Annotated in this window: 24 protein-coding genes; 18 read left to right on the top strand and 6 right to left on the bottom strand. The window is 70.3% G+C overall.

The window, feature by feature from the left end; translation table 11 throughout:
- The first annotated feature begins 23 nt into the window (after positions 1–23).
- A complete protein-coding gene (locus IQ210_RS08485) occupies positions 24–695 on the top strand; it encodes a response regulator transcription factor (protein WP_059193979.1) in 672 nt (223 codons plus the stop codon).
- A gap of 50 nt (positions 696–745) precedes the next feature.
- The gene (locus IQ210_RS08480; protein ID WP_194078275.1) at positions 746–1,378 is read left to right on the top strand and encodes an AAA family ATPase; all 633 of its coding nucleotides are present in this window, start codon (positions 746–748) and stop codon (positions 1,376–1,378) included.
- Positions 1,379–1,395: 17 nt separating this feature from the next.
- Here IQ210_RS08480 and IQ210_RS08475 read toward each other — a convergent pair whose 3' ends face one another.
- Positions 1,396–2,502, bottom strand: coding sequence for a DUF5937 family protein (locus IQ210_RS08475; RefSeq protein WP_194078274.1), 1,107 nt, complete (start codon positions 2,500–2,502; stop codon positions 1,396–1,398).
- 154 nt (positions 2,503–2,656) lie between these two features.
- Between IQ210_RS08475 and IQ210_RS08470 the strand changes: the two genes are divergently transcribed.
- Positions 2,657–2,860: a hypothetical protein gene (locus tag IQ210_RS08470; RefSeq protein ID WP_194078273.1), complete on the top strand. Its 204-nt coding sequence runs from the start codon at positions 2,657–2,659 to the stop codon at positions 2,858–2,860.
- A 3-nt stretch (positions 2,861–2,863) separates the two neighbouring features.
- Here the strand turns inward: IQ210_RS08470 and IQ210_RS08465 are convergent, their stop codons facing one another.
- Positions 2,864–4,027, bottom strand: a complete 1,164-nt coding sequence (locus IQ210_RS08465) for a threonine aldolase family protein (RefSeq protein ID WP_194078272.1) — start codon at positions 4,025–4,027, stop codon at positions 2,864–2,866.
- 174 nt (positions 4,028–4,201) lie between these two features.
- On the opposite strand from IQ210_RS08465, the gene IQ210_RS08460 reads away from it, so the two are divergent.
- The 10 genes from IQ210_RS08460 to IQ210_RS08415 all read left to right on the top strand — a co-directional run bounded on the left by IQ210_RS08460 (position 4,202) and on the right by IQ210_RS08415 (position 12,532).
- Complete coding sequence (locus tag IQ210_RS08460; protein WP_194078271.1) at positions 4,202–5,158, top strand: Rossmann-like and DUF2520 domain-containing protein; 957 nt, start codon at positions 4,202–4,204, stop codon at positions 5,156–5,158.
- Positions 5,155–6,156 (top strand): pantoate--beta-alanine ligase, encoded by a 1,002-nt coding sequence (panC, locus tag IQ210_RS08455; protein ID WP_194078270.1) that lies wholly within the window; start codon positions 5,155–5,157, stop codon positions 6,154–6,156. Before IQ210_RS08460 ends, panC begins: the two co-directional genes overlap by 4 nt.
- The gene (locus IQ210_RS08450) at positions 6,153–7,868 is read left to right on the top strand and encodes an L-aspartate oxidase (RefSeq protein ID WP_194078269.1); all 1,716 of its coding nucleotides are present in this window, start codon (positions 6,153–6,155) and stop codon (positions 7,866–7,868) included. The genes panC and IQ210_RS08450 overlap by 4 nt, the downstream gene beginning before the upstream one ends.
- Positions 7,869–7,873: 5 nt before the next feature.
- The gene (nadC, locus tag IQ210_RS08445; RefSeq protein WP_194078268.1) at positions 7,874–8,851 is read left to right on the top strand and encodes a carboxylating nicotinate-nucleotide diphosphorylase; all 978 of its coding nucleotides are present in this window, start codon (positions 7,874–7,876) and stop codon (positions 8,849–8,851) included.
- A gap of 5 nt (positions 8,852–8,856) precedes the next feature.
- Entirely contained in the window at positions 8,857–9,654 is a 798-nt protein-coding gene (locus tag IQ210_RS08440) for a type III pantothenate kinase (RefSeq protein WP_109497635.1), read from the top strand.
- A gap of 132 nt (positions 9,655–9,786) precedes the next feature.
- On the top strand, positions 9,787–10,509 hold the full coding sequence (locus tag IQ210_RS08435) for a hypothetical protein (protein WP_194078936.1): 723 nt from the start codon (positions 9,787–9,789) through the stop codon (positions 10,507–10,509).
- A gap of 144 nt (positions 10,510–10,653) precedes the next feature.
- Complete coding sequence (locus IQ210_RS08430) at positions 10,654–10,833, top strand: hypothetical protein (RefSeq protein ID WP_194078267.1); 180 nt, start codon at positions 10,654–10,656, stop codon at positions 10,831–10,833.
- A gap of 147 nt (positions 10,834–10,980) precedes the next feature.
- Positions 10,981–11,415: a BlaI/MecI/CopY family transcriptional regulator gene (locus tag IQ210_RS08425; RefSeq protein WP_228047386.1), complete on the top strand. Its 435-nt coding sequence runs from the start codon at positions 10,981–10,983 to the stop codon at positions 11,413–11,415.
- A gap of 9 nt (positions 11,416–11,424) precedes the next feature.
- The gene (locus tag IQ210_RS08420) at positions 11,425–11,973 is read left to right on the top strand and encodes an amino-acid N-acetyltransferase (RefSeq protein WP_079309682.1); all 549 of its coding nucleotides are present in this window, start codon (positions 11,425–11,427) and stop codon (positions 11,971–11,973) included.
- Positions 11,974–12,193: 220 nt separating this feature from the next.
- Complete coding sequence (locus tag IQ210_RS08415) at positions 12,194–12,532, top strand: histone-like nucleoid-structuring protein Lsr2 (RefSeq protein WP_059193965.1); 339 nt, start codon at positions 12,194–12,196, stop codon at positions 12,530–12,532.
- 9 nt (positions 12,533–12,541) lie between these two features.
- On the opposite strand, the gene IQ210_RS08410 is transcribed toward IQ210_RS08415, so the two are convergent.
- Complete coding sequence (locus tag IQ210_RS08410) at positions 12,542–13,246, bottom strand: SCO3374 family protein (protein ID WP_194078265.1); 705 nt, start codon at positions 13,244–13,246, stop codon at positions 12,542–12,544.
- A gap of 430 nt (positions 13,247–13,676) precedes the next feature.
- On the opposite strand from IQ210_RS08410, the gene IQ210_RS08405 reads away from it, so the two are divergent.
- Positions 13,677–16,202 (top strand): ATP-dependent Clp protease ATP-binding subunit, encoded by a 2,526-nt coding sequence (locus IQ210_RS08405; protein WP_059193963.1) that lies wholly within the window; start codon positions 13,677–13,679, stop codon positions 16,200–16,202.
- A gap of 75 nt (positions 16,203–16,277) precedes the next feature.
- Here the strand turns inward: IQ210_RS08405 and IQ210_RS08400 are convergent, their stop codons facing one another.
- Positions 16,278–19,307, bottom strand: a complete 3,030-nt coding sequence (locus tag IQ210_RS08400; RefSeq protein WP_194078264.1) for an NACHT domain-containing protein — start codon at positions 19,305–19,307, stop codon at positions 16,278–16,280.
- Between the two features lie 60 nt (positions 19,308–19,367).
- Complete coding sequence (locus IQ210_RS08395) at positions 19,368–19,964, bottom strand: HAD family acid phosphatase (protein ID WP_194078263.1); 597 nt, start codon at positions 19,962–19,964, stop codon at positions 19,368–19,370.
- A gap of 511 nt (positions 19,965–20,475) precedes the next feature.
- On the opposite strand from IQ210_RS08395, the gene IQ210_RS08390 reads away from it, so the two are divergent.
- Positions 20,476–21,042 carry a M23 family metallopeptidase gene (locus tag IQ210_RS08390; RefSeq protein ID WP_194078262.1) on the top strand — a complete coding sequence of 189 codons (567 nt, stop codon included), beginning with the start codon at positions 20,476–20,478 and terminating at the stop codon, positions 21,040–21,042.
- Positions 21,043–21,050: 8 nt separating this feature from the next.
- Here IQ210_RS08390 and IQ210_RS08385 read toward each other — a convergent pair whose 3' ends face one another.
- The gene (locus IQ210_RS08385) at positions 21,051–21,659 is read right to left on the bottom strand and encodes a TetR/AcrR family transcriptional regulator (protein WP_194078261.1); all 609 of its coding nucleotides are present in this window, start codon (positions 21,657–21,659) and stop codon (positions 21,051–21,053) included.
- 133 nt (positions 21,660–21,792) lie between these two features.
- Between IQ210_RS08385 and IQ210_RS08380 the strand changes: the two genes are divergently transcribed.
- From IQ210_RS08380 to IQ210_RS08370, 3 genes are all read left to right on the top strand, one after another.
- Positions 21,793–23,373, top strand: coding sequence for an MDR family MFS transporter (locus IQ210_RS08380; protein WP_194078260.1), 1,581 nt, complete (start codon positions 21,793–21,795; stop codon positions 23,371–23,373).
- Between the two features lie 140 nt (positions 23,374–23,513).
- Positions 23,514–23,933, top strand: coding sequence for a helix-turn-helix transcriptional regulator (locus IQ210_RS08375; RefSeq protein ID WP_194078259.1), 420 nt, complete (start codon positions 23,514–23,516; stop codon positions 23,931–23,933).
- A 48-nt stretch (positions 23,934–23,981) separates the two neighbouring features.
- On the top strand, positions 23,982–24,413 hold the full coding sequence (locus IQ210_RS08370) for a VOC family protein (protein WP_194078258.1): 432 nt from the start codon (positions 23,982–23,984) through the stop codon (positions 24,411–24,413).
- Positions 24,414–24,460: the final 47 nt, after the last annotated feature.

The following is a 24,460-nucleotide window of genomic DNA, read 5'->3' as shown; positions in this document are numbered from 1 at the left end:
GTAGAGAGACGGAAGAGGCCCCGATGACGATCCGCGTGATGCTCGTCGACGACCAGGTGCTGCTGCGCACCGGGTTCCGGATGGTGCTCGCCGCCCAGCCGGACATGGAGGTCGTCGCGGAGGCGGGCGACGGCGTCGAGGCCCTCCAGGTGCTGCGGGCCACGACCGTCGACGTGGTGCTGATGGACGTGCGCATGCCGAAGCTGGACGGTGTGGAGACCACCCGCCGCATCTGCCAGGAGGAGAACCCGCCGAAGGTGCTCATCCTGACCACGTTCGACCTCGACGAGTACGCGTTCTCCGGGCTGAAGGCGGGCGCGTCCGGCTTCATGCTCAAGGACGTGCCACCCGGCGAGCTCCTCGCGGCGATCCGCGCGGTGCACAGCGGGGACGCGGTGGTGGCGCCCTCGACCACGCGCCGCCTCCTCGACCGGTTCGCGCCGATGCTGCCGAGCACCGGCAAGGAGCCCCAGCACAAGGAACTGGAGCGGCTCACCGACCGCGAGCGCGAGGTCATGGTGCTGGTCGCCCAGGGCCTGTCCAACGGCGAGATCGCGGCCCGCCTTGTCCTGTCCGAGGCGACCGTGAAGACCCATGTGGGCCGCATCCTGACCAAGCTGGGGCTCAGGGACCGGGTGCAGGTGGTCGTCCTGGCCTACGAGACGGGGCTGGTGCGGGCCGGCGGGCACGGCTGACATCCGGTGAGCGCGCCCCGCGCGTGACCGCCGCCCACTAGGGTCTGCGCATGCTCCTGTGGATCAACGGCCCCTTCGGCGGCGGGAAGACGCAGACGGCGTACGAGATCCAGCGCCGGCTGCCCGGCAGCGTCGTCTGCGACCCCGAGCACGCCGGCTTCGGGCTGCGCCGCATGCTGCCGCCCGAACTGCGCGGCGACTTCCAGGATCTGACGTCCTGGCGGCAGGGCGTCGTCGAGGTCCTCGACGTCGCTCTCACCAAGCACGACGGTGTGGTCATCGCTCCGATGACGGTGACGGACTCCGGCTACTTCGCCGAGACCGTGGGCCGCCTGGGCGAACTCGGCCATGACGTACGCCACTTCACGCTCCTCGCGCGGCGCGAGACGGTCGTCAAGCGGCTCCGGGAACGCGGCTTCGGGCACCTTCTTCAGTTCGTGGGCGGGAAGAACGCCGGTCTGGGGCGCGAGACCTGGGCCGTGCAGCAGCTCGACCACTGTCTGGAGCGGCTGCGCGAGCCGGAGTTCGCCGAGCATCTGTGGACCGACGACTCGACCGTGCCGAAGACGGCGGACCGGATCGCCGTCCTCGCCGGGCTGCGGCTGCGGCCGAACAACGAGGGCGCGCTGCGGACGCGGCTCCGGCAGGTGCGGATCGGGGTGAAGCACATCCGGTTCGACTGAGCCGGACTCCCGCGCGCTCAGCGCAGGATGCCCTCCAGGAAGTCGCTGCCCAGCCGCGCCACCATGGTCACGTCCAGCTGGTGCAGGACGTACCGTCCGCGGCGGCGGGTGGTGATCAGGCCCGCCTTCTTCAGGACGCTCAGGTGGCGGGATATCTCGGGAGCGGTCATGCCGTGCGCCTGGGCCAGCTCGCTCGTGGTGTACGCGCTGCGGGCCAGATGGCGGCACAGGCGCATCCGGACGGGGTGGGAGAGCGCGGTCATCCGCAGGGCCAGCTGTTCCACCGAGGACGGTGACGCCAGCTCGGGGGTGCCGACCGGGTAGTGCAGGGTCGGCTGCCAGCCGTGGCGGTGCAGGACGCTCAGATGCGGCCAGCCCAGGCTCGTCGGGACGAGCAGCAGGCCGCCGTCCTCCGTGGCGGTCCGGCCCTCGCCCAGCTTGTCGACGGTGATCCGCGCGGAGGCCTCGTCGAGGGTCACCGCCGGGGAGACCGCGGTCAGCGCCTCGGCGAGGCCCTTGTGGCGCAGCAGGTCGGTCTTGTGGCGGGCGTCGGCCGCGAGCTGGTGGCGCAGCCGGGACCAGGTGTCGGCGAAGAACGCCGCGTCGCAGTCCTCGACGAACTCGCGGAACCAGGTCCGGATCCGCACCGGGTCGGCCAGCAGCCGCTCGGTGAACCGCACCTGCTGGGGCCCGCGCGACGCGGCCAGCTCCAGGGCGCGCCGGTGCAGCTCGGGGTCGGAGAGCACGGATGGGCCGTACGACGAGTAGGGCACCGCGCAGGTGAACTCCAGGGCCGCGTCCACGAACTGTTCGTCCGTCAGCTTGTCGAGCTGGTCCAGCTCCTGGGCGATCGTCGCCCCAGGAAGCGTGCTCCGGCCCGGAATGCCGGCGAAGGGCATGAACAGGTCGGAGAACGTCGTCCGCCACAGGAAGTCCGCCTCGCACATCCGGTCGGCGAGGTGCGAGTCGAGCCGCGCGGTCACGCCGGTCACCCAGCCCTGCTGTCCCGGATGATGCCCCGGCTCGGCCAGCGCGTGCAGCGCCATGGCGAGCTCGGCCAGCGGTGAGGGCACGAAGGCGACCCTCTCCGGCCGCAGCCCCGCGATGTCGATGCGCACGCTCATGCCCTCATGGTGCACCCCGCCACTGACAACGCCGCCCCCGATTGACGGCGGCCGTCAATCGGCGCGACTTCGCCGCCGTACCGGCGCAGCCTGGGAGCACGGGGCAGCCGCGGCCCCCGCCCTGTCGGAGCACGTCCCGAGAAGGCGATCAGTCATGAGCATCACGCAGCAGTACCTCCTCGACACCTACCGCGCCCAGCAGCACGGCGAGCCCGCCCCGCCCGCGCCCGGCGCCCACGACTGGCAGGTCGTGCGCGAGTGGCGGGACCACCGCCTCTTCCGCGCGGTGCTCGCCGAACGGCCGGCCCGGGGGCGGATACGGCAGGCCTTGGGCCGCCGGTTGCACCTCACCCGCTGATCCCTACGGCAGCCGTGCCACGAAGTCCGCGACCGCCGTCTTCACGTCGTCGGCCGTCCACTCCAGGCCGGCGGCGCCGACGGTGACCTCGGTGAGGGCGAGGCCGGGCCCGCCGCGGTCCCAGTAGCCGGTGAACAGATACGTCCCCGTCTCCTCCGCCTGCTGCACCGCCGCCTCGACCAGGACCTCGGGGTCGTACGGCAGCCAGACCTGGAACTGGTGGGTGTGCGGCTCCTCGGGGTGCACGCGCGCCCAGGGCACGCCCGCCTGGGCGAACCCCTCCCGCAGCGCGGCGGCCACCACGCGCGCGTGGCGGACGTACTCGGGCAGTCTGGGCTGTTCCCGCTCCAGGCCGACGAGTGCGGACAGCGCGGTGGGGAACTGCTGGAAGGCCATCCCGCCGTACCGGTGCCGCCAGGTCTTCGCCTCGTCCACCAGCGTCTTCGGGCCGGCGAGCGCGGCTCCGGCGAGGCCTTCGAGGGACTTGTAGAACGACACGTAGACGCTGTCCGCCAGGCCCGCGATCTCGTCCAGGGGGCGGCCGAAGTGGACGGTGGTCTCCCACAGGCGCGCGCCGTCGAAGTGCACCACCGCGTCGCGCTCCCGCGCCGCGTCCACGACCTCGGTGAGCTCCTCCCAGGTCGGCAGGACGAATCCGGCGTCCCTCAGGGGCAGTTCCAGCATCAGCGCGCCGTAGGGCTCGTCGAAGTCGCGCACCTCGTCGGCGGTGGGCAGCCGCGGCTCGCTGGTCAGGCGCACCGGGCGCAGGCCGCTGACCTGGGTGAAGGCATGGCGCTCGTGGACCTCGGGGTGGGCCAGCGGATGCAGGGCGACCGTGGGGTTCCCGGTACGGGCCGCCCAGCAGCGCAGGGCGATCTGCTGGGCCATCGTGCCCGTGGGGAAGAACGCGGCGGCCTCCTTGCCCAGCAGGGACGCGACCCGCTCCTCCAGGGCCGTCACGACGCCGTTGCCGTAGATGTCCGCGGGCTCCTCCAGGTCGTAGACCTCGGGTGCGGCCTCCGCCAGTGACGTGAGCCGCTCCCGGATCGTGCCGCTGAGCCCGCCGCGCCACAGAAGCCGTCGTGCCGCCCGCGCGGCGTTCCGGCGGCGCTCCCGCAACCGCTCCTCCGCCGACTTCTCGTCCACCTGCTCCGCAGCATCGCTCATGCCCGGGATCATGCCTCGCGGTCCGTCCCGCGGGCACCCGCATTTCCGTTCCCGCGCGACGTGGGGAAACCCACAGCCTGTGGACAACCGGACGACCCTGGAACCAATCGCGTTAACATGACGAGAAATCGTCCGGTACCCAGATGCGGACTGGAACGGGAAGGCCTCCGTCGCGTGAGTACAAGCCAACAGCCAGACCCGAGGGACCGCCCCGCGCGCCTCACCGTCGGCGTCGTCGGCGCCGGACGCGTGGGGCCCGCGCTGGCCGCGTCCCTCCAGCTCGCCGGGCACCGCCCGGTGGCCGTCTCCGGGGTGTCCGACGCCTCCCGCAGGCGGGCCGCCGAGATGCTCCCGGACGTACCGCTCGTGCCGCCCGCCGAGGTCCTCCAGCGTGCCGACCTGGTGCTCCTGACCGTCCCGGACGACACCCTGCCCGGCCTCGTGGAGGGTCTCGCCGAGACCGGCGCCGTACGGCCGGGACAGCTCCTGGTGCACACCTCCGGGCGGTACGGCGCGAAGGTCCTCGACCCCGCCCTGCGCGCGGGCGCGCTGCCGTTGGCCCTGCACCCGGCGATGACCTTCACCGGCACGCCCGTGGACGTCCAGCGGCTCGCCGGCTGCTCCTTCGGGGTCACCGCGCCCGAGGAGCTGCGGATGGCCGCCGAGGCCCTCGTCATCGAGATGGGCGGCGAGCCCGAGTGGATCGCCGAGGAGCGCCGGCCGCTCTACCACGCGGCACTCGCGCTGGGCGCCAACCACCTCGTCACGCTGGTCGCCCAGTCCATGGAGCTGCTGCGGGAGGCCGGTGTCACGGCCCCCGACCGGATGCTCGGCCCGCTCCTCGGCGCCGCCCTCGACAACGCCCTGCGCTCCGGTGACGCGGCCCTGACCGGCCCCGTCGCGCGCGGGGACGCCGGCACCGTCGCCGCGCACGTCTCCGAGCTGCGCAAGTACTCCCCGCAGACCGTCGCCGGCTATCTGGCGATGGCCCGCGCGACCGCCGACCGGGCGCTCGCCCACGGGCTGCTCAAGCCCGAGCTCGCCGAGGACCTCCTCGGGGTACTCGCCAACGGGACCCACGGACCCGACGGGACCCCCGGCACCGACGGCACCGAGGGAGATGCCGGATGACCACCACCCTGCTGCGCACCGCCGACGAGCTCCACGCGCGCGTCCGCGAAGGCCGCCGCGCCGTCGTGATGACCATGGGCGCCCTGCACGAGGGCCACGCCACCCTGATCCGCACCGCGCGCGAGATCGCGGGAGCCGAGGGCGAGGTCGTCGTCACCGTCTTCGTGAACCCCCTGCAGTTCGGCCAGGGCGAGGACCTCGACCGCTACCCCCGCACCCTCGACGCCGACATCAAGATCGCCGAGGAGGCGGGCGCGGACGCCGTGTTCGCGCCCTCCGTCGACGAGGTCTACCCCGGCGGCGAGCCCCAGGTCCGCATCAGCGCGGGCCCCATGGGCGAGCGCCTGGAGGGCTCCTCACGCCCCGGCCACTTCGACGGCATGCTCACCGTCGTCGCCAAGCTGCTGCACCTCACCCGTCCCGACGTCGCCCTGTACGGGCAGAAGGACGCCCAGCAGCTCGCCCTGATCCGGCGCATGGTGCGGGACCTGAACTTCGGCGTCGAGATCGTCGGCGTACCGACCGTGCGCGAGGACGACGGCCTGGCCCTGTCCAGCCGCAACCGCTACCTCTCGCCCCAGGAGCGCCGCACCGCCCTCGCGCTCTCCCAGGCCCTGTTCGCGGGCCGCGACCGGCACGCCGCCCAGGAGGCGCTGCGGGCCCGCGCGCGCGAGGTGCCCGCCACGCACGCGCGTGCCGAGGCGCTGAGCGCCATAGGGGAGTCCCGCGCGGCCGCCGACGCGCACGCCGTCGCGAAGGCGATCCCGGGCGCCCCCTCGGCCGTACGCGCCGCCGCCCGCCTGGTCCTCGACGACGCCGCGCGCCTCTCGCCGCCGCTCCAGCTCGACTACCTGGCCCTGGTCGACCCTTCCGACTTCACCGAGGTCGACGACGACTTCACCGGCGAGGCCGTACTCGCCGTCGCCGCCCGGGTGGGGACGACCCGGCTGATCGACAACCTCCCGCTCACCTTCGGAAACCTCGGAGCCGCCTCGTGACCAGCACAGGCATACGACTGCACGCGCCCGCGCCCGGGTGGTCCATCGACGCGGACGTGGTCGTCGTCGGCTCCGGCGTCGCCGGCCTGACCGCGGCCCTGCGCTGCGAGGCCGCGGGCCTGAGGACCGTCGTCGTCACCAAGGCCCGCCTCGACGACGGCTCGACCCGCTGGGCGCAGGGCGGCGTCGCCGCGGCTCTCGGCGAGGGCGACACCCCCGAGCAGCACCTCGACGACACCCTGGTCGCCGGCGTGGGCCTGTGCGACGAGAACGCGGTCCGCATCCTCGTCACCGAGGGCCCCGGCGCGGTACGCCGCCTCATCGAGACCGGCGCCCACTTCGACGAGTCCGAAGAGGGCGACCTGGAGCTCACCCGCGAGGGCGGCCACCACCGCCGCCGCATCGCCCACGCGGGCGGCGACGCGACCGGCGCGGAGATCTCCCGCGCGCTCGTCGAGGCCGTACGCGCGCGTGGCCTGCGCACGATCGAGAACGCGCTCGTCCTGGACCTCCTCACGGACGCCGACGGCCGTACGGCGGGTGTCTCCCTGCACGTCATGGGCGAGGGCCAGCACGACGGCGTGGGCGCCGTGCACGCCCCCGCGGTCGTCCTCGCGACCGGCGGCATGGGCCAGGTCTTCGCCGCCACCACCAACCCGTCCGTGTCGACCGGCGACGGCGTGGCCCTCGCACTCCGCGCGGGCGCCGAGGTCAGCGACCTGGAGTTCGTCCAGTTCCACCCGACCGTGCTCTTCCTGGGCCCCGACGCCGAGGGCCAGCAGCCCCTGGTCTCCGAGGCCGTCCGCGGTGAGGGCGCCCACCTGGTCGACGCCGACGGCGTGCGCTTCATGGTCGGCCAGCACGAACTGGCCGAGCTCGCACCCCGCGACATCGTCGCCAAGGGCATCCTGCGCCGCATGCTGGAGAAGGACGCCGAGCACATGTACCTCGACGCCCGGCACTTCGGCGCCGACATGTGGGAGCACCGCTTCCCGACGATCCTCGCCGCCTGCCGCGCCCACGGCATCGACCCGGTCACCGAGCCCATCCCGATCGCCCCGGCCGCCCACTACGCCTCCGGCGGCGTGCGCACCGACTCCCACGGCCGTACGACCGTCCCGGGCCTGTACGCGTGCGGCGAGGTCGCCTGCACCGGCGTGCACGGCGCGAACCGGCTCGCGTCGAACTCCCTCCTGGAGGGCCTCGTCTACGCCGAACGCATCGTCGCGGACATCACGGCGGAGCACGCCGCGAACGGCCTCCACGCGCGCGTGCCTGAGCCGGTCGAGCACCCCGAGAAGCCCGCGCACCCCCTTCAGTCGCCCGAGGCGCGGTTCGCGATCCAGCGGATCATGTCGGCCGGCGCGGGCGTCCTGCGCTCCGCCGAGTCCCTGGCGCAGGCGGCCGAGCAGCTCCAGCGGCTGCACGCCGACGCCCGCGACGCCCTCGACGAGAACGGCAAGACCGCCGAGCCCGGCGTCGACACCTGGGAGGCCACCAACCTCCTGTGCGTGGCCCGCGTCCTGGTCACCGCCGCCCAGCAGCGCGAGGAGACGCGCGGCTGCCACTGGCGCGAGGACGAGCCCGACCGCGACGACGCGGCATGGCGCCGCCACATCGTCGTACGGCTGAATCCGGACCGCACACTCGCCGTACACACCACGGATACCGCAGACTTCCCCCCGACCCGCCGGCCCCTTCAGGAGCAGTGACAGCAGTGAGCACCGACGAACTTCCTCTCGCCTCCTCCGGCGGTTGCGGCGACGGCTGCGCCTGTGGCGCGGACGGCGGCGAGGAGTACCTGGAGTGCGGGCTCGACCCCGCGCTCGCCCAGCTCCTGGCCGACGCCGGGCTCGACCCCGTGGAGGTCGAGGACATCGCCAACGTGGCCATCCAGGAGGACCTCGACCACGGCGTGGACGTGACGACCGTCGCGACCATCCCCGAGGACGCCGTCGCCACCGCCGACTTCGTCGCGCGCGAGGCGGGCGTCGTGGCCGGCCTCAGGGTCGCCGAGGCGGTCGTCTCGGTGGTCTGCGAGGACGAGTTCGAGGTCGAGCGGCACGTGGAGGACGGCGACCGTGTGGAGGCCGGGCAGAAGCTCCTGTCGGTCACCACGCGCACGCGTGACCTCCTCACCGCCGAGCGCAGCGCGCTCAACCTGCTGTGCCGGCTGTCCGGCATCGCGACCGCCACGCGCGCGTGGGCGGACGTCCTGGACGGCACCAAGGCACGCGTGCGTGACACGCGCAAGACGACGCCGGGCCTGCGCTCGCTGGAGAAGTTCGCGGTGCGCTGCGGCGGCGGCGTGAACCACCGCATGTCGCTGTCCGACGCGGCCCTGGTGAAGGACAACCACGTGGTCGCCGCCGGCGGCGTCGCCCAGGCCTTCAAGGCCGTACGGGAGGCCTTCCCGGACGTGCCGATCGAGGTCGAGGTCGACACCCTGCACCAGCTGCGCGAGGTCGTGGACGCGGGCGCGGACCTGATCCTCCTGGACAACTTCACGCCGGGCGAGTGCGAGGAGGCGGTGGCGCTCGTGCACGGGCGGGCCGCGCTGGAGGCCTCGGGCCGGCTGACGCTGGACAACGCGCGCGCGTACGCCGACACGGGCGTCGACTACCTCGCCGTAGGAGCCCTCACCCACTCCTCGCCGATCCTCGACATCGGTCTCGACCTGCGTGAGGCGGAGTAGTCGCGATGCTCCTCACGATCGACGTAGGCAACACCCACACCGTCCTCGGCCTGTTCGACGGCGAGGAGATCGTCGAGCACTGGCGCATCTCCACGGACGCCCGCCGCACGGCCGACGAACTGGCGGTGCTGCTCCAGGGCCTCATGGGCATGCACCCGCTGCTGGGCGACGAGCTGGGCGACGGCATCGACGGCATCGCGATCTGCGCGACGGTCCCCTCGGTGCTGCACGAGCTGCGTGAGGTCACGCGGCGGTACTACGGCGACGTGCCGGCGGTCCTGGTCGAGCCGGGCGTGAAGACGGGCGTGCCGATCCTCACCGACAACCCCAAGGAGGTCGGCGCGGACCGCATCATCAACGCGGTCGCCGCGGTCGAGCTCTACGGCGGCCCCGCGATCGTCGTCGACTTCGGTACGGCGACGACGTTCGACGCGGTCTCCGCGCGCGGGGAGTACGTCGGCGGGGTCATCGCGCCCGGCATCGAGATCTCCGTCGAGGCGCTCGGCGTCCGGGGCGCGCAGCTGCGGAAGATCGAGGTGGCCCGGCCGCGGAGCGTGATCGGCAAGAACACGGTCGAGGCGATGCAGTCCGGCATCATCTACGGCTTCGCGGGCCAGGTCGACGGGGTCGTGAACCGGATGGCCCGGGAGCTGGCGGAGGACCCGGACGACGTGACGGTGATCGCCACCGGTGGCCTCGCGCCGATGGTCCTCGGCGAGTCGTCGGTGATCGACGAGCACGAGCCGTGGCTGACGCTGGTGGGGCTGCGGTTGGTGTACGAGCGGAACGTCTCGCGGATGTGAGGCGGCGCCGCCCCTTGCTGCGGGGCGGCGCAACCGGGTGGCCCCGCACGCCACGCCCATCCCCTATGTCGAATTTGTCTGATTAGCGCGTATCGTCGCCGCATGCCCACGCCATACGGATCCCGCGGCGGCATGGCGTTCGGCGTGGAGGAGCTGCGTGTGCTCCGCCGCGCTCTCGCCCTCGCCCTTCACCCCCGAACCGCCTCGGCCGAGGACGTCCAGGACTGTCTCCGCCTAGCCGACTCCCTCGACGAGGCGATGCGCGAGGGCGCCCGGCTGCGTGCCTTCCTGGTGGCCGACCTCGCCCGGTACCGCGACGCCCTGCCCGGCACCGCCGCCGGCTACCTCACCCTCCTGGAGGAGGCGCTGGGCGCCGGGTACCGCCCGAACCCCGACGACCTCGCCGCGCTGCGCGCCCTGCGGGGCAACCCCACGGCGGCCGCGCTGCTGGACCGCTGCCAGAGGCTCGCGGAACAGGACGTACGCGCCCGTCTGGCCCGCGGTAAGGCCCGCAGGGCCACCCCGGCCGTCCCGGCCTCCCGCACCCGCCTCCTGGCCCTCTCAGGGGGCCTCTCGGCCACGCCCGACCACTCCTCCGACGAGGCCGACTCGGCGGGAGCCTCCGTGAGGGCGTCCGGTGAGGTGTTCGCCGGGGTGCTCGGTGAGGGCGAAGCCTCCGCCAAGCAGCCGGAGAAGCCCGCGCCTCCCACGAAGAAGCCCGCGGAGAAGCCGGGGCCGGTCCCTGCCGCCCCGAAGCCGAGCCGCCCCATCCCCACCCCGGGCGAGGTCTTCCCCCGCCGCAAGCCGACCCCACCGCCACCCGCGAACCCGCCGCAGCAACTCGCCGCGGGCTGATTCGACCCGGCGCCCGTCACGACACGGCCCTCTACGGAGGTCGGCCCGCGGCAGCAGCTCGCCGCGGGCCGACCTCTGTGTCGGGAAATGCCGGTACGCGCACCCCGGACCCGCGCGTGTGGGCCCCCTGGCTACCCTGGACGCATGGACTATGTCTCCGCGCTCGTGCCCCCCGTCGTCATGGCGGTGTTCTTCATCGGTGTGATCAGGGTGATCGTGAAGACCCAGGGCGGCGCCAACAAGGCCAAGGAGGACGCCGTCGTCGACGCCGCCCTCGCGCGCGCGGAGGGTGCCCGGCAGGCCTCCGCGAAGACGGACGTCTGACCCGCGTCCGAGCCAGCCCTCACCGGCGTACGACTCCCTCACTTTCCGAGTCGTACGCCCTTTTTGTTCTCGTTTGCCGGTGAAAGTGCACGTCCGGCACGCCAATACCGAGATCTCCCACTATTGTGCTGAGCTGTGCCTCGCCCATTGGGAGAACTCGAAGACGCGGTCATGACGCGGGTGTGGAAGTGGAACCGCCCGGTGACCGTTCGGGAAGTCCTGGAAGATCTGCAGCAGGAACGGTCCATCGCCTACACCACGGTGATGACCGTTTTGGACAATCTCCATCAGAAGGGCTGGGTGCGACGGGAGGCCGAAGGACGGGCCTATCGATATGAGGCCGTCTCCACTCGTGCCGCCTACGCCGCCGCCCTGATGAACGACGCCTGGTCGCAGAGCGACAACCCCGCCGCCGCTCTCGTCGCCTTCTTCGGCATGATGAGCGACGAACAGCGACAGGCACTGCGGGACGCCGTACGCATCGTCCAAGGACCGGAAACCCCGGAAGCGCCCGCGACGGATACCGTTGCCGAAACCAGCCGCGAGAACCCCGCCTCGGCACCGGGCGGCGACGGGCGATAGCGTCCGCACATGTCAGCAGAGAGCTCGTCTCCTCAGAGCCCCGAAGTCACCGCAAAAGCCATCACCGTCCGGCGGGCCCGCACCAGCGATGTGCCGGCGGTGCGCAGTCTCCTCGACGAGTACGTCCAGCGACGCATCCTGCTCGACAAAGCGACGGTGACGCTTTACGAGGACATCCAGGAGTTCTGGGTCGCCGAACGGGACGACAACGGCGAGGTCGTCGGCTGCGGCGCACTGCACGTGATGTGGGAAGACCTTGCCGAAGTTCGTACTCTCGCGGTGAAGCGCGGCCTGAAGGGCGCCGGTGTCGGACACCAGTTGCTGGAGAAGTTGCTGCACACCGCGCGCTGGCTCGGTGTTCGCCGTGTTTTCTGTCTGACCTTCGAAGTGGACTTCTTCGGCAAGCACGGCTTCGTCGAGATCGGTGAGACGCCCGTTGACACCGATGTCTACGCGGAGCTCTTGCGTTCCTATGACGAGGGTGTCGCGGAGTTCCTGGGGCTCGAACGAGTGAAACCGAACACCTTGGGCAACAGCCGGATGCTTCTGCATCTGTGATCAAGGCGTATTCGGCCGGGGCACGATGCCCAGGTTCCCTATGTCCGAAACGCGCATGTTTCCGGACCGAGGTCGGCCGGTCTGTCTCTCCCAGGGGTTTGTGTTTTTCCAGCAAAAGCGGTTTGCTTTCCGACGTACTGCAGTACTGCATATAACAGGGGTGGCGAAACGGCGGACGCCGCAGACCCCGGTCCTGAAGTTATCGATGAAAGGAAATCCGGTGGCACAGAAGGTTCAGGTCCTTCTTGTCGACGACCTCGACGGCGGCGAGGCGGACGAGACCGTGACGTTCGCGCTGGACGGCAAGACGTACGAGATCGATCTCACGACTGCCAATGCGGACAAGCTCCGTGGCCTTCTCGAGCCTTACGTGAAGGGCGGTCGTCGTACCGGAGGCCGTGCCGCGGGCGGTCGCGGAAAGGCGCGCGCCGCTTCCGGCGGCGGCAGCCAGGACACCGCGCTGATCCGTGCCTGGGCGAAGGAGAACGGCCACGACGTCAACGACCGCGGTCGTGTTCCCGCGGCCATTCGTGAGGCCTACGAGAAGGCCAACGCCTGAGCGCGACGCCTATGAAAAGGCGGGTGGCTGAGCGCACGCGCGCAGCCGCAGACGGTGGCACTGCGTGGCCACCGTGTCCACCACTCGTACGAGATCGGGGGCGCCCCCACCGCCCCCCAGTGCCGACAGCGTCGGCAGCGAGGCCTCGACCTCGCACCCCGCCTCGGGGGGCCGCAGCCACACGGCGGCCCCCTGCAGGGCGCCGGACGCGTTCCGGGTGAGCAACGGCCCAGGGTCGGTGGAGTCCGGCTCCAGCGGGCGCAGGCCGACACCGCAGGGCGGCGTCACGCCGCCGTCGACGGGCAGCGGCGCGGTCATCGTGTCGCCCTCTCCCAGCGTCCTCAGGTCGAGCCGCAGGGAGCCCCACTCCAGCCAGTCCAGGACCCCGGGCACCTCCTCCGCGCTGCCCGCGGCCAGCAGCAGCCGCATCCGTCCGTCCTGTACGGCCACCGGAGAGCCCGGCGCCAGATGGCGCAGCGCGGCCCGGCCCGCCTCGGCCGGCACGTCCAGGACGTCGAAGCGCGGGCCCACGAAAAGTCGTACCGGAGTTCCCGGGCCGTCGGGCACCGTCGGCCACCCCAGATCGTTCTCGTACCACCGGCGGACCTGATCGCTCGCGTCGGGCGGCCGGCGGGGGGGCGGGACCGTGGGGGCCGCCGTGACCGGAGAGACGGCCGTGACCGGAGAGGCGGCCGGGGGGAGGGTGCCAACCATGCCAAGTGCAACCGTCCGAGGAGCGTGCGAGTTACGCTGGGTGTTCCGGCGAATGCACAGCGTGGCGAAAGAGGGGGCGTCCGGGGGTGCGGCGAGACGCAGGGTTGTTCGCCCATAGCGGAGGGAACCGGGGCGCTCGGCATGGAGTGTCAGTCCCAGCGGGTAAGACATCCCTAGTGGGAGGGGGCGACACGCAGGACAGGCCGTCTCACGTTCGCCATCGGCGTACTGACAGTAGGGGTAACTGCCTGGCCTGCGGGAACATCGTCTCGCACCATCAGGTTGGAGCAGATGTCGGCGTTCGGGGTCAGGAGGCCATCGACGGTGTCGGCAGTTGGAATGAGCGGTCCCCGCTTGCGGGACTAAGCTGCGGAAGGACAGGGAGGGGAAGTTCCCCCCACTGCCTGACCGCTCTGAGGAGCGATTAACGATGTTCGAGAGGTTCACCGACCGCGCGCGGCGGGTTGTCGTCCTGGCTCAGGAAGAAGCCCGGATGCTCAACCACAACTACATCGGCACCGAGCACATCCTCCTGGGCCTGATCCACGAGGGTGAGGGTGTCGCCGCCAAGGCCCTTGAGAGCCTCGGGATTTCGCTCGAGGCGGTCCGCCAGCAGGTGGAGGAGATCATCGGCCAGGGCCAGCAGGCCCCGTCCGGGCACATCCCCTTCACCCCCCGTGCCAAGAAGGTCCTGGAGCTGTCGCTCCGCGAGGCCCTTCAGCTGGGCCACAACTACATCGGCACGGAGCACATCCTGCTCGGCCTGATCCGCGAGGGCGAGGGCGTCGCCGCCCAGGTCCTGGTCAAGCTGGGCGCAGATCTCAACCGGGTGCGGCAGCAGGTCATCCAGCTGCTCTCCGGTTACCAGGGCAAGGAGACCGCCACCGCCGGCGGGCCTGCCGAGGGCACCCCCTCGACGTCCCTGGTCCTCGACCAGTTCGGCCGGAACCTCACCCAGGCCGCTCGTGAGTCCAAGCTCGACCCGGTCATCGGGCGCGAGAAGGAGATCGAGCGGGTCATGCAGGTGCTGTCCCGCCGTACGAAGAACAACCCGGTCCTGATCGGTGAGCCCGGCGTCGGCAAGACCGCCGTCGTCGAGGGCCTCGCCCAGGCCATCGTCAAGGGCGAGGTGCCCGAGACCCTCAAGGACAAGCACCTCTACACCCTCGACCTCGGCGCGCTGGTCGCCGGCTCCCGCTACCGCGGTGACTTCGAGGAGCGCCTGAAGAAGGTGCTCAAGGAGATCCGCACCCGCGGCGACATCATCCTGTTCATCGACGAGCTGCACACGCTGGTCGGTGCGGGTGCCGCCGAGGGCGCCATCGACGCGGCTTCCATCCTGAAGCCGATGCTGGCCCGCGGTGAGCTCCAGACCATCGGCGCCACCACGCTGGACGAGTACCGCAAGCACCTGGAGAAGGACGCGGCCCTCGAGCGCCGCTTCCAGCCCATCCAGGTCGCTGAGCCCTCGCTCCCGCACACTATCGAGATCCTCAAGGGTCTGCGCGACCGCTACGAGGCCCACCACCGTGTGTCCATCACGGACGAGGCCCTCGTCCAGGCCGCGACACTGGCCGACCGGTACATCTCGGACCGCTTCCTGCCGGACAAGGCGATCGACCTGATCGACGAGGCCGGTTCCCGGATGCGCATCCGCCGGATGACCGCGCCGCCGGACCTCCGCGAGTTCGACGAGAAGATCGCGGGCGTGCGTCGCGACAAGGAGTCGGCGATCGACTCCCAGGACTTCGAGAAGGCGGCCTCTCTCCGCGACAAGGAGAAGCAGCTGCTGGCGGCGAAGGCCAAGCGCGAGAAGGAGTGGAAGGCCGGCGACATGGACGTCGTCGCGGAGGTCGACGGCGAGCTGATCGCCGAGGTCCTCGCGACCGCCACCGGCATCCCGGTCTTCAAGCTGACCGAGGAGGAGTCCTCGCGTCTGCTGCGCATGGAGGACGAGCTCCACAAGCGGGTCATCGGTCAGAAGGACGCCGTCAAGGCGCTCTCCAAGGCGATCCGTCGTACGCGTGCGGGCCTCAAGGACCCGAAGCGTCCCGGTGGTTCGTTCATCTTCGCCGGCCCGTCCGGCGTCGGTAAGACCGAGCTGTCCAAGGCGCTCGCCGAGTTCCTCTTCGGTGACGAGGACGCGCTGATCTCCCTCGACATGTCGGAGTTCAGCGAGAAGCACACGGTCTCCCGGCTCTTCGGTTCGCCCCCCGGCTACGTGGGCTACGAAGAGGGCGGCCAGCTGACCGAGAAGGTGCGGCGCAAGCCGTTCTCCGTGGTCCTCTTCGACGAGGTCGAGAAGGCCCACCCGGACATCTTCAACTCGCTGCTGCAGATCCTGGAGGACGGTCGTCTGACCGACTCCCAGGGCCGGGTCGTGGACTTCAAGAACACGGTCATCATCATGACGACCAACCTCGGCACCCGGGACATCTCCAAGGGCTTCAACCTGGGCTTCGCGGCCCAGGGCGACACGAAGTCCAACTACGAGCGCATGAAGAACAAGGTCTCGGACGAGCTCAAGCAGCACTTCCGGCCCGAGTTCCTCAACCGCGTCGACGACGTGGTCGTCTTCCCGCAGCTGACTCAGGAGGACATCCTCGCGATCGTCGACCTGATGATCGGCAAGGTGGACGAGCGCCTCAAGGACCGGGACATGGGCATCGAGCTCTCCCAGTCCGCGAAGGAGCTGCTCTCCAAGAAGGGTTACGACCCCGTCCTGGGCGCGCGGCCGCTGCGTCGCACGATCCAGCGCGAGGTCGAGGACACGCTCTCGGAGAAGATCCTCTTCGGCGAGCTGCGTCCCGGTCACATCGTGGTCGTGGACACGGAGGGCGAGGGCGACGCCCAGACCTTCACGTTCCGCGGCGAGGAGAAGTCGGCACTGCCGGACGTCCCGCCGATCGAGCAGGCGGCCGGTGGGGCTGGGCCGAATCTGAGCAAGGACGCGTAGCCCTTCGGGGATTGCGCGGGAAGGGGCCGGTGCCTTTGGGTGCCGGCCCCTTTGCTGTGCCTGGCGCGGGTTTGCCTAGCGCAGGTCCAGGTTGATCTCGATGTCCGGGAAAAGGCCTTCGTAGGGGGCGGCGGATATGGGTTCGCCGGGGTTGCTCTGGAGGGTTACGGAGCGGAGGCCCGGTAGGCGGGGGACGAGGGGCGAAAGGTCTTCGGCGCCGTGCATGTTCGCGACTCGTAGCACTTCGATGCCGGGGAGTTCGGGCATGGCCTCTACGGAGTGCGGGAAGTCGCGGATGATCCTCGCGTTCAGGAAGAGCCTGGTCAGCTCCGGCAGCTCCGTGACCTCCTGCCAGTCAGCGAGGGTCAGTTCGGTGGTCAGCGGGCCGAGGCTGAGCACTCGTAGGGTGGCCCAGTGCCGCAATCCGCGCAGGCCGGTGTCATTGGTGCTGCCCTTGCCAAGGAAGAGAAGCTCCAGCGGTGAGTCGACAGGTAGGACGTGGGGGAGAGCGGTACCCGGCAGTTCCTGCACGACGGAGATATTGAGGATCCCGCGCAGAGAACGCAGCCGGGAAATGTCGCCGATATCGGAGAAACCGAGACTGGTCAGTGCAGTGAGTCGGTCCAGGCCTTCCAAGGACGGGCAGCTGGTCAGAGCCAATCTGTTAAGTGAGGTGAGCGGTAGCAGGGCTCTCAGATCGGTGAGAAGCGGGTTCTCCATCAGGTCCAGCTCGCTCACCGCTTCGGGCGCGGGCAGGGAGCCCAGGATGTCCTCGACGGAGTGCGGGCCTTTGAAACTCAGAGAGGGCCAGGAGGCCATCCGTGCAAGCGCCGCTCGCTGCTCGGCCGACGCACAGGTGATGTAGAGATCCGTACGGTCCAGATGGTCCAGGACCTCCACCGCATACTCCTCGGTGTCGAACCGGTCCCACGTCCCCACGAGCTGACGCCGGACATCGAGATCCGGATGCTCACGGAACCGTCGCAGCACCGCCAACGCCCCGTCGGGCTCCTCCCCGCCGAGGATCGAGGCGGTGACGGTGACGGCGAGGGCTTCGTCGTCGGTCAGTCCGTCCGGGCCCGGCAGCAGTTCCAGCACCAGGGGACCCGCCTCCGCCAGGGTCTTCGCCTCCGCGGTGGTGCGGGGCGGGATCAGGGCAGCCGCCTGTGACTCGACGGCCGTTTTGACCGCCGCGTCCACGACCGCGTCGTGTTCCAGGGCGGACAGGGCCAGCAGCGTCAGCCGGGGAGTCTCGCGGGCCAGCAACTGCCGTAGCAGCGACGCCCGTTCACGCGGCCTGGCGTGGGTCACCGCCAGGCGGATCACGTCCTCCCACTGGCTGTCGTCCGCGTGGCTGAGCAGGACGTCGAGGTGGCCCTCCTCGACCGCGTACCGCGCCCCCAGGTAGTCCTGGAACGTGCGGTGGACGAAGTCCACGACTCCCAGGGCCGGTTGGCGGAGCAGGCCGCTGCGCAGCAGCAGGGCGCGGAGCACGGAAGCCGCGTCACCGCGCGCCGAGATCGACGGCAGGCAGCGCTCCACGATGCCCTCGGCCGTCTCGACGTCCATCTCCGTGCGGGCGCTCAACACCAGGGCGTAGGCGAGGCGTTGGAGGACTTCCAGCTGCGCGTTCTCGCCCAGCTCCTCCTCACCCAGGCCGCGCTCCCGGTCCCGGCGGGTGAGCAGCATCGTCAGGGCTGCCTCGTACAACTCCTCGCGCCCCCTGGGGAGATAGCCGCGCCGGTCGCGGTGCAGGGCGCAGATCAGGCCGCACATCAGGGGGTTGGTGGCGAGGCGGGCGAGGTCGCGTTTGGTGCGCAGGGAGTCCAGCAGCGGGCCCTCGTACTCCGGGGCCCCCGCCGCCGTGTGCCAGCGGTGGACGAAGGTGGCGACCTCCGGGCGGCGCATCGGGGCCAGGAGCAGTTCGTGGAAGCCTTCGGCCGTCAGCCAGTCGGGGCGTACGGCGGTGGGGCGGGAGGTCAGGAGCCAGCGGTTGCCGGGGAAGGCGTGAATGAGGGCGAGGAGCCAGTCGCGGGTGCGGGTGCGGTCGGGGGCCGGGATCTCGTCCAGGCCGTCGATCAGGATCAGGCCCTGGCCGGCCGCCAGGACTCGTTCGGCCCATCCCTCTGGCGGAGTCAGGGGGCAGCTCACGGCCTTCAGGAATTCCGCCGGTGCGGGCAGGGCGCCCGCGCGGATCAACGTGCGGAGGGGGAGGACGAACGGAATGTCCGAGAGCTCGCCCGCCGCCGTCACCGCCAGCCACTGCACCAGGGTCGTCTTGCCGGAGCCCGCGTCGCCGCGCAGGAGGACGCGGTCGTGGGTCAGGAGGGCGTCCTCGGCGGGGAGTTGGACGGTCAGGGGGCCGGCGGGGCGCTCCTCCGGGAGGGTGCGTTCCTCGACCGCCGTCGCCTCCAGGCTCAGGTACGCCACCTCCAGCGGCCAGCGGTCCGGGGAGTCGCGGAGGTCGATGCCGTAGATGGTGATGTGGTTGTGGCGCTCGGCCATGTGGCGCAGGTAGCGGCGTTCGAAGGCGCGGTCCGCGGCGCCTGGGCGGGGGGTGCGGGACAGCAGTTCGTCGGTCTTCGCGATCAGGACGGCCTGTCTGCGGGTCTGCTCGACCAGGGTGCGCGCCACGAAGGTGGACCTGCGTGTGAAGAACTCCAGGATCTGGAGGCAGGCCCATTCCGTCGCGGAGTCGAGGAAGTAGCCGGCGTCGGTGGACAGGCCGGTGGGGGAAGGTGCCGTACGGGCGAGGGTCCGCGCGAGTTCCCAGTGGCCGAGGTCCACCGCCTGTACGTCGTCCATGTCCAGGTCGCCGAGGGCCAGCAGGCGGGCGGTCAGGGCGTCGATGACGGCCGGTTCATCGTCGGCGGGGAAAGGGGGCTCGCCGGGGGATTCGGTGGCCGCGTTGACCATGCGGCGGGCCAGGGCGCGGACCTCCTTCTCGCCGAGGGTGCGCTTCTCGCCGCGGAAGGAGACCAGGGAGGACAGGCGTACGGGCTTGTCGGTCAGGCCCGCCCCCGGGGCGTCCGGCGCGAAGAGTTTCCGTACCAGGGACGCCATCAGGCTCGACGCCAACTTGCTGCCGAGGACCGCCGGGTCCATCCGCCTCACCCCCGTGATCACGTCAACGGGGGTGAGGATATCGGCAGTTGACCAGGTCGGTCAGGAGAGCTGACCGTCGTAGTCCGGGAGCTTGTACGTCTTCTCGGCGTGGCCGCCCGAGAGGTCGGTGGCGCTGTTGCCGATGTTCGCGATGATCGTGTAGCCCTTGTTCTCGATGTCGACGCGCTGGGCGGTCTTGTAGGCGGCGACGTCCTTGAACAGGTCGATGAAGCTGCGGACGTAGAGGCCGGAGACGTCGTAGCCGACGTGGTCGAGGTTGTAGTCCGTGACCGAGTAGATGATGCCGGGGCGGGCCGTCACGAAGAACAGGGAGACGCCGTGTTCCTGGGCGTACTCGGCGACGTCCAGGACCGGCTTGTTGGCCGGCTGCGGGTAACTGAAGCCGAAGTCGGTCTCCAGGGTGGTGTTGTCTATGTCGAAGACGATCGCCTGCTTCTCGCCGGGCTTGGTGGCGGCGATCCGCTGCTTCAGGTACGGCAGCGCCTGGTTCATGACCGCCTGGCAGTCCTGCTGCCAGGTGGCGTAGTCGACGTCCTCGGTGGTCGCGGCGTCGGCGGGGGCGGCGAGTGCGACGAGGGCCGCCGTGGAGACGGCGGTGACGGTCATGCGGCGCACCAGGGGGCGTCGGTTCGTCATGGGTGGGGGGTCCTCTCACGTCCGGTGCTGCTGCCGTTGACGGGGGCATGATGGTTGGCGTGGGTGGCGCGAGGGGAACCGTAAGGTTACTGAGGGGTAAGTGGGAAGAGGCTTGCGTCACTTGATGTGTGTGCGGGTGGGGAGAGTCCCCGTGCGCCCTCGCGGAGGCCCCGCGGCGTAGCCCCCGTCACATTCCCCGGTCCGTCGATCTCCGTGCCCGGTGACATGCCGCACAGGCGATTTGTCCGTTACTAAGGCGCTTAGCAGTGAGCCCGATCGGGGCAAAAAGGACTTTTGTCCCGGAACCTTTGAGGAAATTTCGCCGTCCTGGGTGGATTCGTCCCGAGTGGGCTCTCTGTCAAGGAAGCGGAAGTTTTCGGATGAAGTACTAGCTTCCGTCGTAGACAGGGGGTTTGGGCGTTTCGGGAAGTCGGGGTTACCAAGGGATGCCCCATCCGGCGGATGCCTGTGCGCCGGGTGGTTTTTCTGTCCCCGTCCCCATGAGGTTCCGATGTCCCCGCGTATCGCTTCCCGTTCTTCCCGTATGTCCAAGCTCCGCACCCGTGCGGCCGTGGTGGCCGTCGGCCTGGGGGCCTCGGCCGTGCTGGGGACCGGGGTCGCGGCGGCCGCCGAGACCGGCGTCGCCGCCAAGAAGACCGTTTCCTGGGTCGACCCGGTGAAGAAGTACACGCTGAGCGCGAGCTTCGCGCAGGCCGGCAGCATGTGGCAGTCCACCCACAGCGGGCAGGACTTCGCCGTGTCCAGCGGCACCAAGGTCTTCGCCGCGCACGGCGGCACCGTCGTGAAGGCCGGCGGGAACGGTGCCGGTGACGGCTCCGCGTACGGCAACGCCATCGTCATCAAGCACGGCAACCGGCTCTACTCGCAGTACGCCCATCTCTCGCGCATCGAGGTCAAGGTCGGCCAGGTCGTCAAGACCGGCCAGCGCATCGCCCTGTCCGGCAACACCGGCAACTCCAGCGGTCCGCACCTGCACTTCGAGATCCGTACGACCGCCAACTACGGTTCGGCCGTCGACCCGGTCGCCTTCCTGCGCTCCAAGGGCGTGACCGTCTAAGACACGCCCTAAGACCCGCCCCGGTCTTTCGTGGTGGCCCCGTGGGCCTGCGTCACCAGGTCCGCCGCCACCTCCAGGACCGCCTTGCGCTTCTGCTCCGCGTCGCCGGGCAGGTCCTGGAGGAAGAACATCCCCGCGTGCAGGGTGAAGATCGCGCTGATGTAGCGGACCTGGTCGACCAGGTCCGCCGCCGGGTCGATCATGATGTCGCGCAGGCCCTGCATGCGCTCCTTGAAGGTCTCGCCGACGCGCAGTTCCCGGACCGTCGCCTGGTTCTCCTGCATGAAGCGGAACAGGGGGGCGGCGTCGGCGAGGATGTCGCTGTAGCGCCGTACGATCTCCTGCTTGGTCTCCAGCGTGTGCGGCTGCTGCTTGCCCCACTCGATCAGGTCGAGGATCGGCTGGGTCAGATCGTCGAAGATGCTGACCAGGATCTCTTCCTTGGTCTTGAAGTGGTAGTACAGCGCCGCCTTCGTGACCTCCAGGCGCTCCGCGATCTCGCGCAGCGACGTCTTCTCGTAACCCTGCTCGGCGAAGAGTTCGAGGGCCACGTCCTGGATGCGCTGGCGGGTGTTCCCGCGGCGCCGCTGCCTGGTGCCGTCCATGGTGCCGCCCATCCTCGCGCACTCCTTGACTGGGGAAAACTGGCTTGGAACAAAACTTACTTGACGCCCGGCTAGTTACGGGTCTACCTTCCCTCAGTGTAGTTAACTAGCCGGGCGGCAAGTAAGTGCCGGGGGAGTGGGAATCATGGCGGACACACAGGCAGCCGAGCCAGCAGCACCGGAAGACGAGAAGCAACCCAGGAGCGTGCGGGTCGTCCTGCTCGCCCTGATGATCACGATGATGCTCGCGATGCTCGACAACATGATCGTGGGCACCGCGATGCCGACGATCGTCGGCGATCTGGGCGGACTCGAACATCTGGCCTGGGTCGTGACGGCGTACACCCTCGCGACCGCGGCCTCCACGCCCGTGTGGGGCAAGCTCGGTGACATGTACGGGCGCAAGGGCGCCTTCATGTCGTCGATCGTGATCTTCCTGATCGGCTCCGCGCTCAGCGGCATGGCCCAGGACATGCCGCAGCTCATCGGGTTCCGGGCCGTGCAGGGCCTCGGCGCCGGTGGTCTGATGGTCGGCGTCATGGCGATCATCGGTGACCTCATCCCGCCGCGGGAGCGCGGCAAGTACCAGGGCATGATGGCCGGCGTCATGGCGCTGGCGATGATCGGCGGTCCCCTCGTCGGCGGCACCATCACCGACAACTGGGGCTGGCGCTGGTCCTTCTACATCAACCTGCCGCTCGGCGTCGTCGCGCTGGCCGCGATCAGCGCCGTGCTGCACCTGCCGAAGAAGCGGGCCAAGGCGCGCATCGACTACCTCGGCGTCGCGCTGCTGACCGTCGGCATCACCTCGATCGTGCTGGTCACCACCTGGGGCGGCACCGAGTACGCCTGGACGTCCGCGCGGATCATGGAGCTCATCGGCATCGGCGTGGCCTCGCTGATCGGGTTCGTGTTCTGGCAGACCAAGGCCGCCGAGCCGGTCGTGCCGCTGCACATCTTCCGCAGCCGCAACTTCACCCTGATGTCGGTCATCGGCTTCATCACCGGCTTCGTGATGTTCGGCGCGACCCTCTACCTGCCGCTCTACCAGCAGTCCGTCCAGGGCGCCTCCGCGACCAACTCGGGCCTGCTGCTCCTGCCGATGCTCGGCGCGATGCTGGTGACCTCGATGGTGGCCGGGCGGGTGACCACCAACAGCGGGCGGTACTACGTCTTCCCCGTCCTCGGCAGCGTGCTGATGGTCGTCGGCCTCTACCTGCTGTCGCTGATGGACACCGGCACGTCCCGCGTCACCTCCGGTGTGTTCATGGCCGTCGTCGGTCTCGGCATGGGCTGCCTGATGCAGATCACCATGCTGGTCGCGCAGAACAGCGTCGAGATGAAGGACATGGGCGTCGCCTCGTCGTCGACCACCCTCTTCCGGACGCTGGGCTCGTCGTTCGGCGTCGCCATCATGGGCGCCCTGTTCAACAACCGGGTCCAGGACGTCATGGCCGAGCGCGGCGGAGCGGCCGGGGCCAAGATGACCGAGCAGTCCGCGCAGCTGGACGCGGCGAGCCTGGCCAAGCTGCCGGACGCGCTGCGCGAGGCGTACCAGCACGCCGTGTCCTCCGGCACGCACTCGGCCTTCCTGCTCGGGTCCGTCGTCGCGGTGGTCGCGCTGGTGGCGGCCGTCTTCGTGAAGGAGGTCCCGCTGAAGGGCGCGGGGCCGAAGGCGCAGGACGCGGAGTCCGCCGCGGCTCCGGCGATGGTCGAGGCCGTCTGATCCGCTGATCCGACGCCGAGCGCCTGAGCAGAGGCGCAGATGAACTGAAGGCCCCCGGTCGGTGTCCGCCCCGGGGGCCTTCTCCATGTCCTGCTTCCTGTCCTACGACGATGTCGGCGCCCCGTGCCACCATCGACCGCATGGACAGGACCCGGCAGCTGCGGCTCGCCAAGGACGCCATGGACCGGGACTGGGCCGACCCCGACCTCGACCTGGAGACCGTGGCCGCCCATGCCGGGTACTCGCGGTATCACTTCCTCCGGGCCTTCAAGGAGGTCTACGGCGAGACGCCCGGGCAGTATCTGACCCACCGGCGCATCGAGCGCGCCGAGGAGTATCTGCGCGGCGCCGACCTGTCCGTCACCGAGATCTGTCACCTCGTCGGCTTCAGCAGCCTCGGCACCTTCTCCGCGCGCTTCAAGGCACGGACCGGGCTGACACCGAGCGAGTACCGGGCCAAGCACGTGGGGCGCGGGGCGTCTCTGATCCCCGGCTGCTACGCCCTGTTCTGGGCCGGCGGCTTCCCACGCAGGGACCGCAATTCCGGAGAAGCGCCCTGACGGCAGCCCTGCCTACGGTGAAACCCCGGACGACAGGAGAGCAGAGCCATGATCAAGGGCCTGGGCATCACCACCGTGTGGACCTTCGACCAGCAGCGCACCAAGGCCTTCTTCACCGAGAAGCTCGACTTCGAGGTGCGGGACGACATCTCCATGGGCGACATGCGCTGGGTCACCGTGGGCGCCAAGGACCAGCCGGGGGTCGAGCTGGCCCTGATGAGCCTCGACGGGCCGGGGCTCGACGCCGAGTCGTCCCAGGCGCTGAAGACGCTGGTCGGCAAGGGGGTCATCGGTGCCGGTGCCTTCCGCACCGATGACTGCCGAGGGGACTACGAGACCTTCCGGGCACGCGGGGTCGAGTTCATCCAGGAGCCGCAGGAGCGGCCGTACGGCATCGAGGCGATCTTCCGTGACGACAACGGCAACTGGTACTCGCTGACCGAGCGGAGCGAGGAGCTGGACTTCTCTAAGCCGTTCTGAACGCGACCGTTCTGAACAGGGCCTTTTGAACACGGCCGTTCTGAACA

Source organism: Streptomyces justiciae, from assembly GCF_015163075.1.
GTDB classification, from domain to species: Bacteria; Actinomycetota; Actinomycetes; order Streptomycetales; family Streptomycetaceae; genus Streptomyces; species Streptomyces justiciae.
Note: the sequence above shows the minus strand (reverse complement) of the source record. Positions and strands in the feature narration are given on the sequence as shown.

What these genes read in the sequence shown, in the direction of transcription:
- IQ210_RS08485 (WP_059193979.1), top strand. Translation starts at nt 24, where the DNA reads ATGACGATCCGCGTGATGCTCGTCGACGACCAGGTGCTGCTGCGCACC.
- IQ210_RS08480 (WP_194078275.1), top strand. Translation starts at nt 746, where the DNA reads ATGCTCCTGTGGATCAACGGCCCCTTCGGCGGCGGGAAGACGCAGACG.
- IQ210_RS08475 (WP_194078274.1), bottom strand. Translation starts at nt 2,502, where the DNA reads ATGAGCGTGCGCATCGACATCGCGGGGCTGCGGCCGGAGAGGGTCGCC.
- IQ210_RS08470 (WP_194078273.1), top strand. Translation starts at nt 2,657, where the DNA reads ATGAGCATCACGCAGCAGTACCTCCTCGACACCTACCGCGCCCAGCAG.
- IQ210_RS08465 (WP_194078272.1), bottom strand. Translation starts at nt 4,027, where the DNA reads ATGAGCGATGCTGCGGAGCAGGTGGACGAGAAGTCGGCGGAGGAGCGG.
- panC (WP_194078270.1), top strand. Translation starts at nt 5,155, where the DNA reads ATGACCACCACCCTGCTGCGCACCGCCGACGAGCTCCACGCGCGCGTC.
- IQ210_RS08440 (WP_109497635.1), top strand. Translation starts at nt 8,857, where the DNA reads ATGCTCCTCACGATCGACGTAGGCAACACCCACACCGTCCTCGGCCTG.
- IQ210_RS08435 (WP_194078936.1), top strand. Translation starts at nt 9,787, where the DNA reads ATGGCGTTCGGCGTGGAGGAGCTGCGTGTGCTCCGCCGCGCTCTCGCC.
- IQ210_RS08430 (WP_194078267.1), top strand. Translation starts at nt 10,654, where the DNA reads ATGGACTATGTCTCCGCGCTCGTGCCCCCCGTCGTCATGGCGGTGTTC.
- IQ210_RS08420 (WP_079309682.1), top strand. Translation starts at nt 11,425, where the DNA reads ATGTCAGCAGAGAGCTCGTCTCCTCAGAGCCCCGAAGTCACCGCAAAA.
- IQ210_RS08410 (WP_194078265.1), bottom strand. Translation starts at nt 13,246, where the DNA reads ATGGTTGGCACCCTCCCCCCGGCCGCCTCTCCGGTCACGGCCGTCTCT.
- IQ210_RS08405 (WP_059193963.1), top strand. Translation starts at nt 13,677, where the DNA reads ATGTTCGAGAGGTTCACCGACCGCGCGCGGCGGGTTGTCGTCCTGGCT.
- IQ210_RS08400 (WP_194078264.1), bottom strand. Translation starts at nt 19,307, where the DNA reads ATGGACCCGGCGGTCCTCGGCAGCAAGTTGGCGTCGAGCCTGATGGCG.
- IQ210_RS08395 (WP_194078263.1), bottom strand. Translation starts at nt 19,964, where the DNA reads ATGACGAACCGACGCCCCCTGGTGCGCCGCATGACCGTCACCGCCGTC.
- IQ210_RS08390 (WP_194078262.1), top strand. Translation starts at nt 20,476, where the DNA reads ATGTCCCCGCGTATCGCTTCCCGTTCTTCCCGTATGTCCAAGCTCCGC.
- IQ210_RS08385 (WP_194078261.1), bottom strand. Translation starts at nt 21,659, where the DNA reads ATGGGCGGCACCATGGACGGCACCAGGCAGCGGCGCCGCGGGAACACC.
- IQ210_RS08380 (WP_194078260.1), top strand. Translation starts at nt 21,793, where the DNA reads ATGGCGGACACACAGGCAGCCGAGCCAGCAGCACCGGAAGACGAGAAG.
- IQ210_RS08375 (WP_194078259.1), top strand. Translation starts at nt 23,514, where the DNA reads ATGGACAGGACCCGGCAGCTGCGGCTCGCCAAGGACGCCATGGACCGG.
- IQ210_RS08370 (WP_194078258.1), top strand. Translation starts at nt 23,982, where the DNA reads ATGATCAAGGGCCTGGGCATCACCACCGTGTGGACCTTCGACCAGCAG.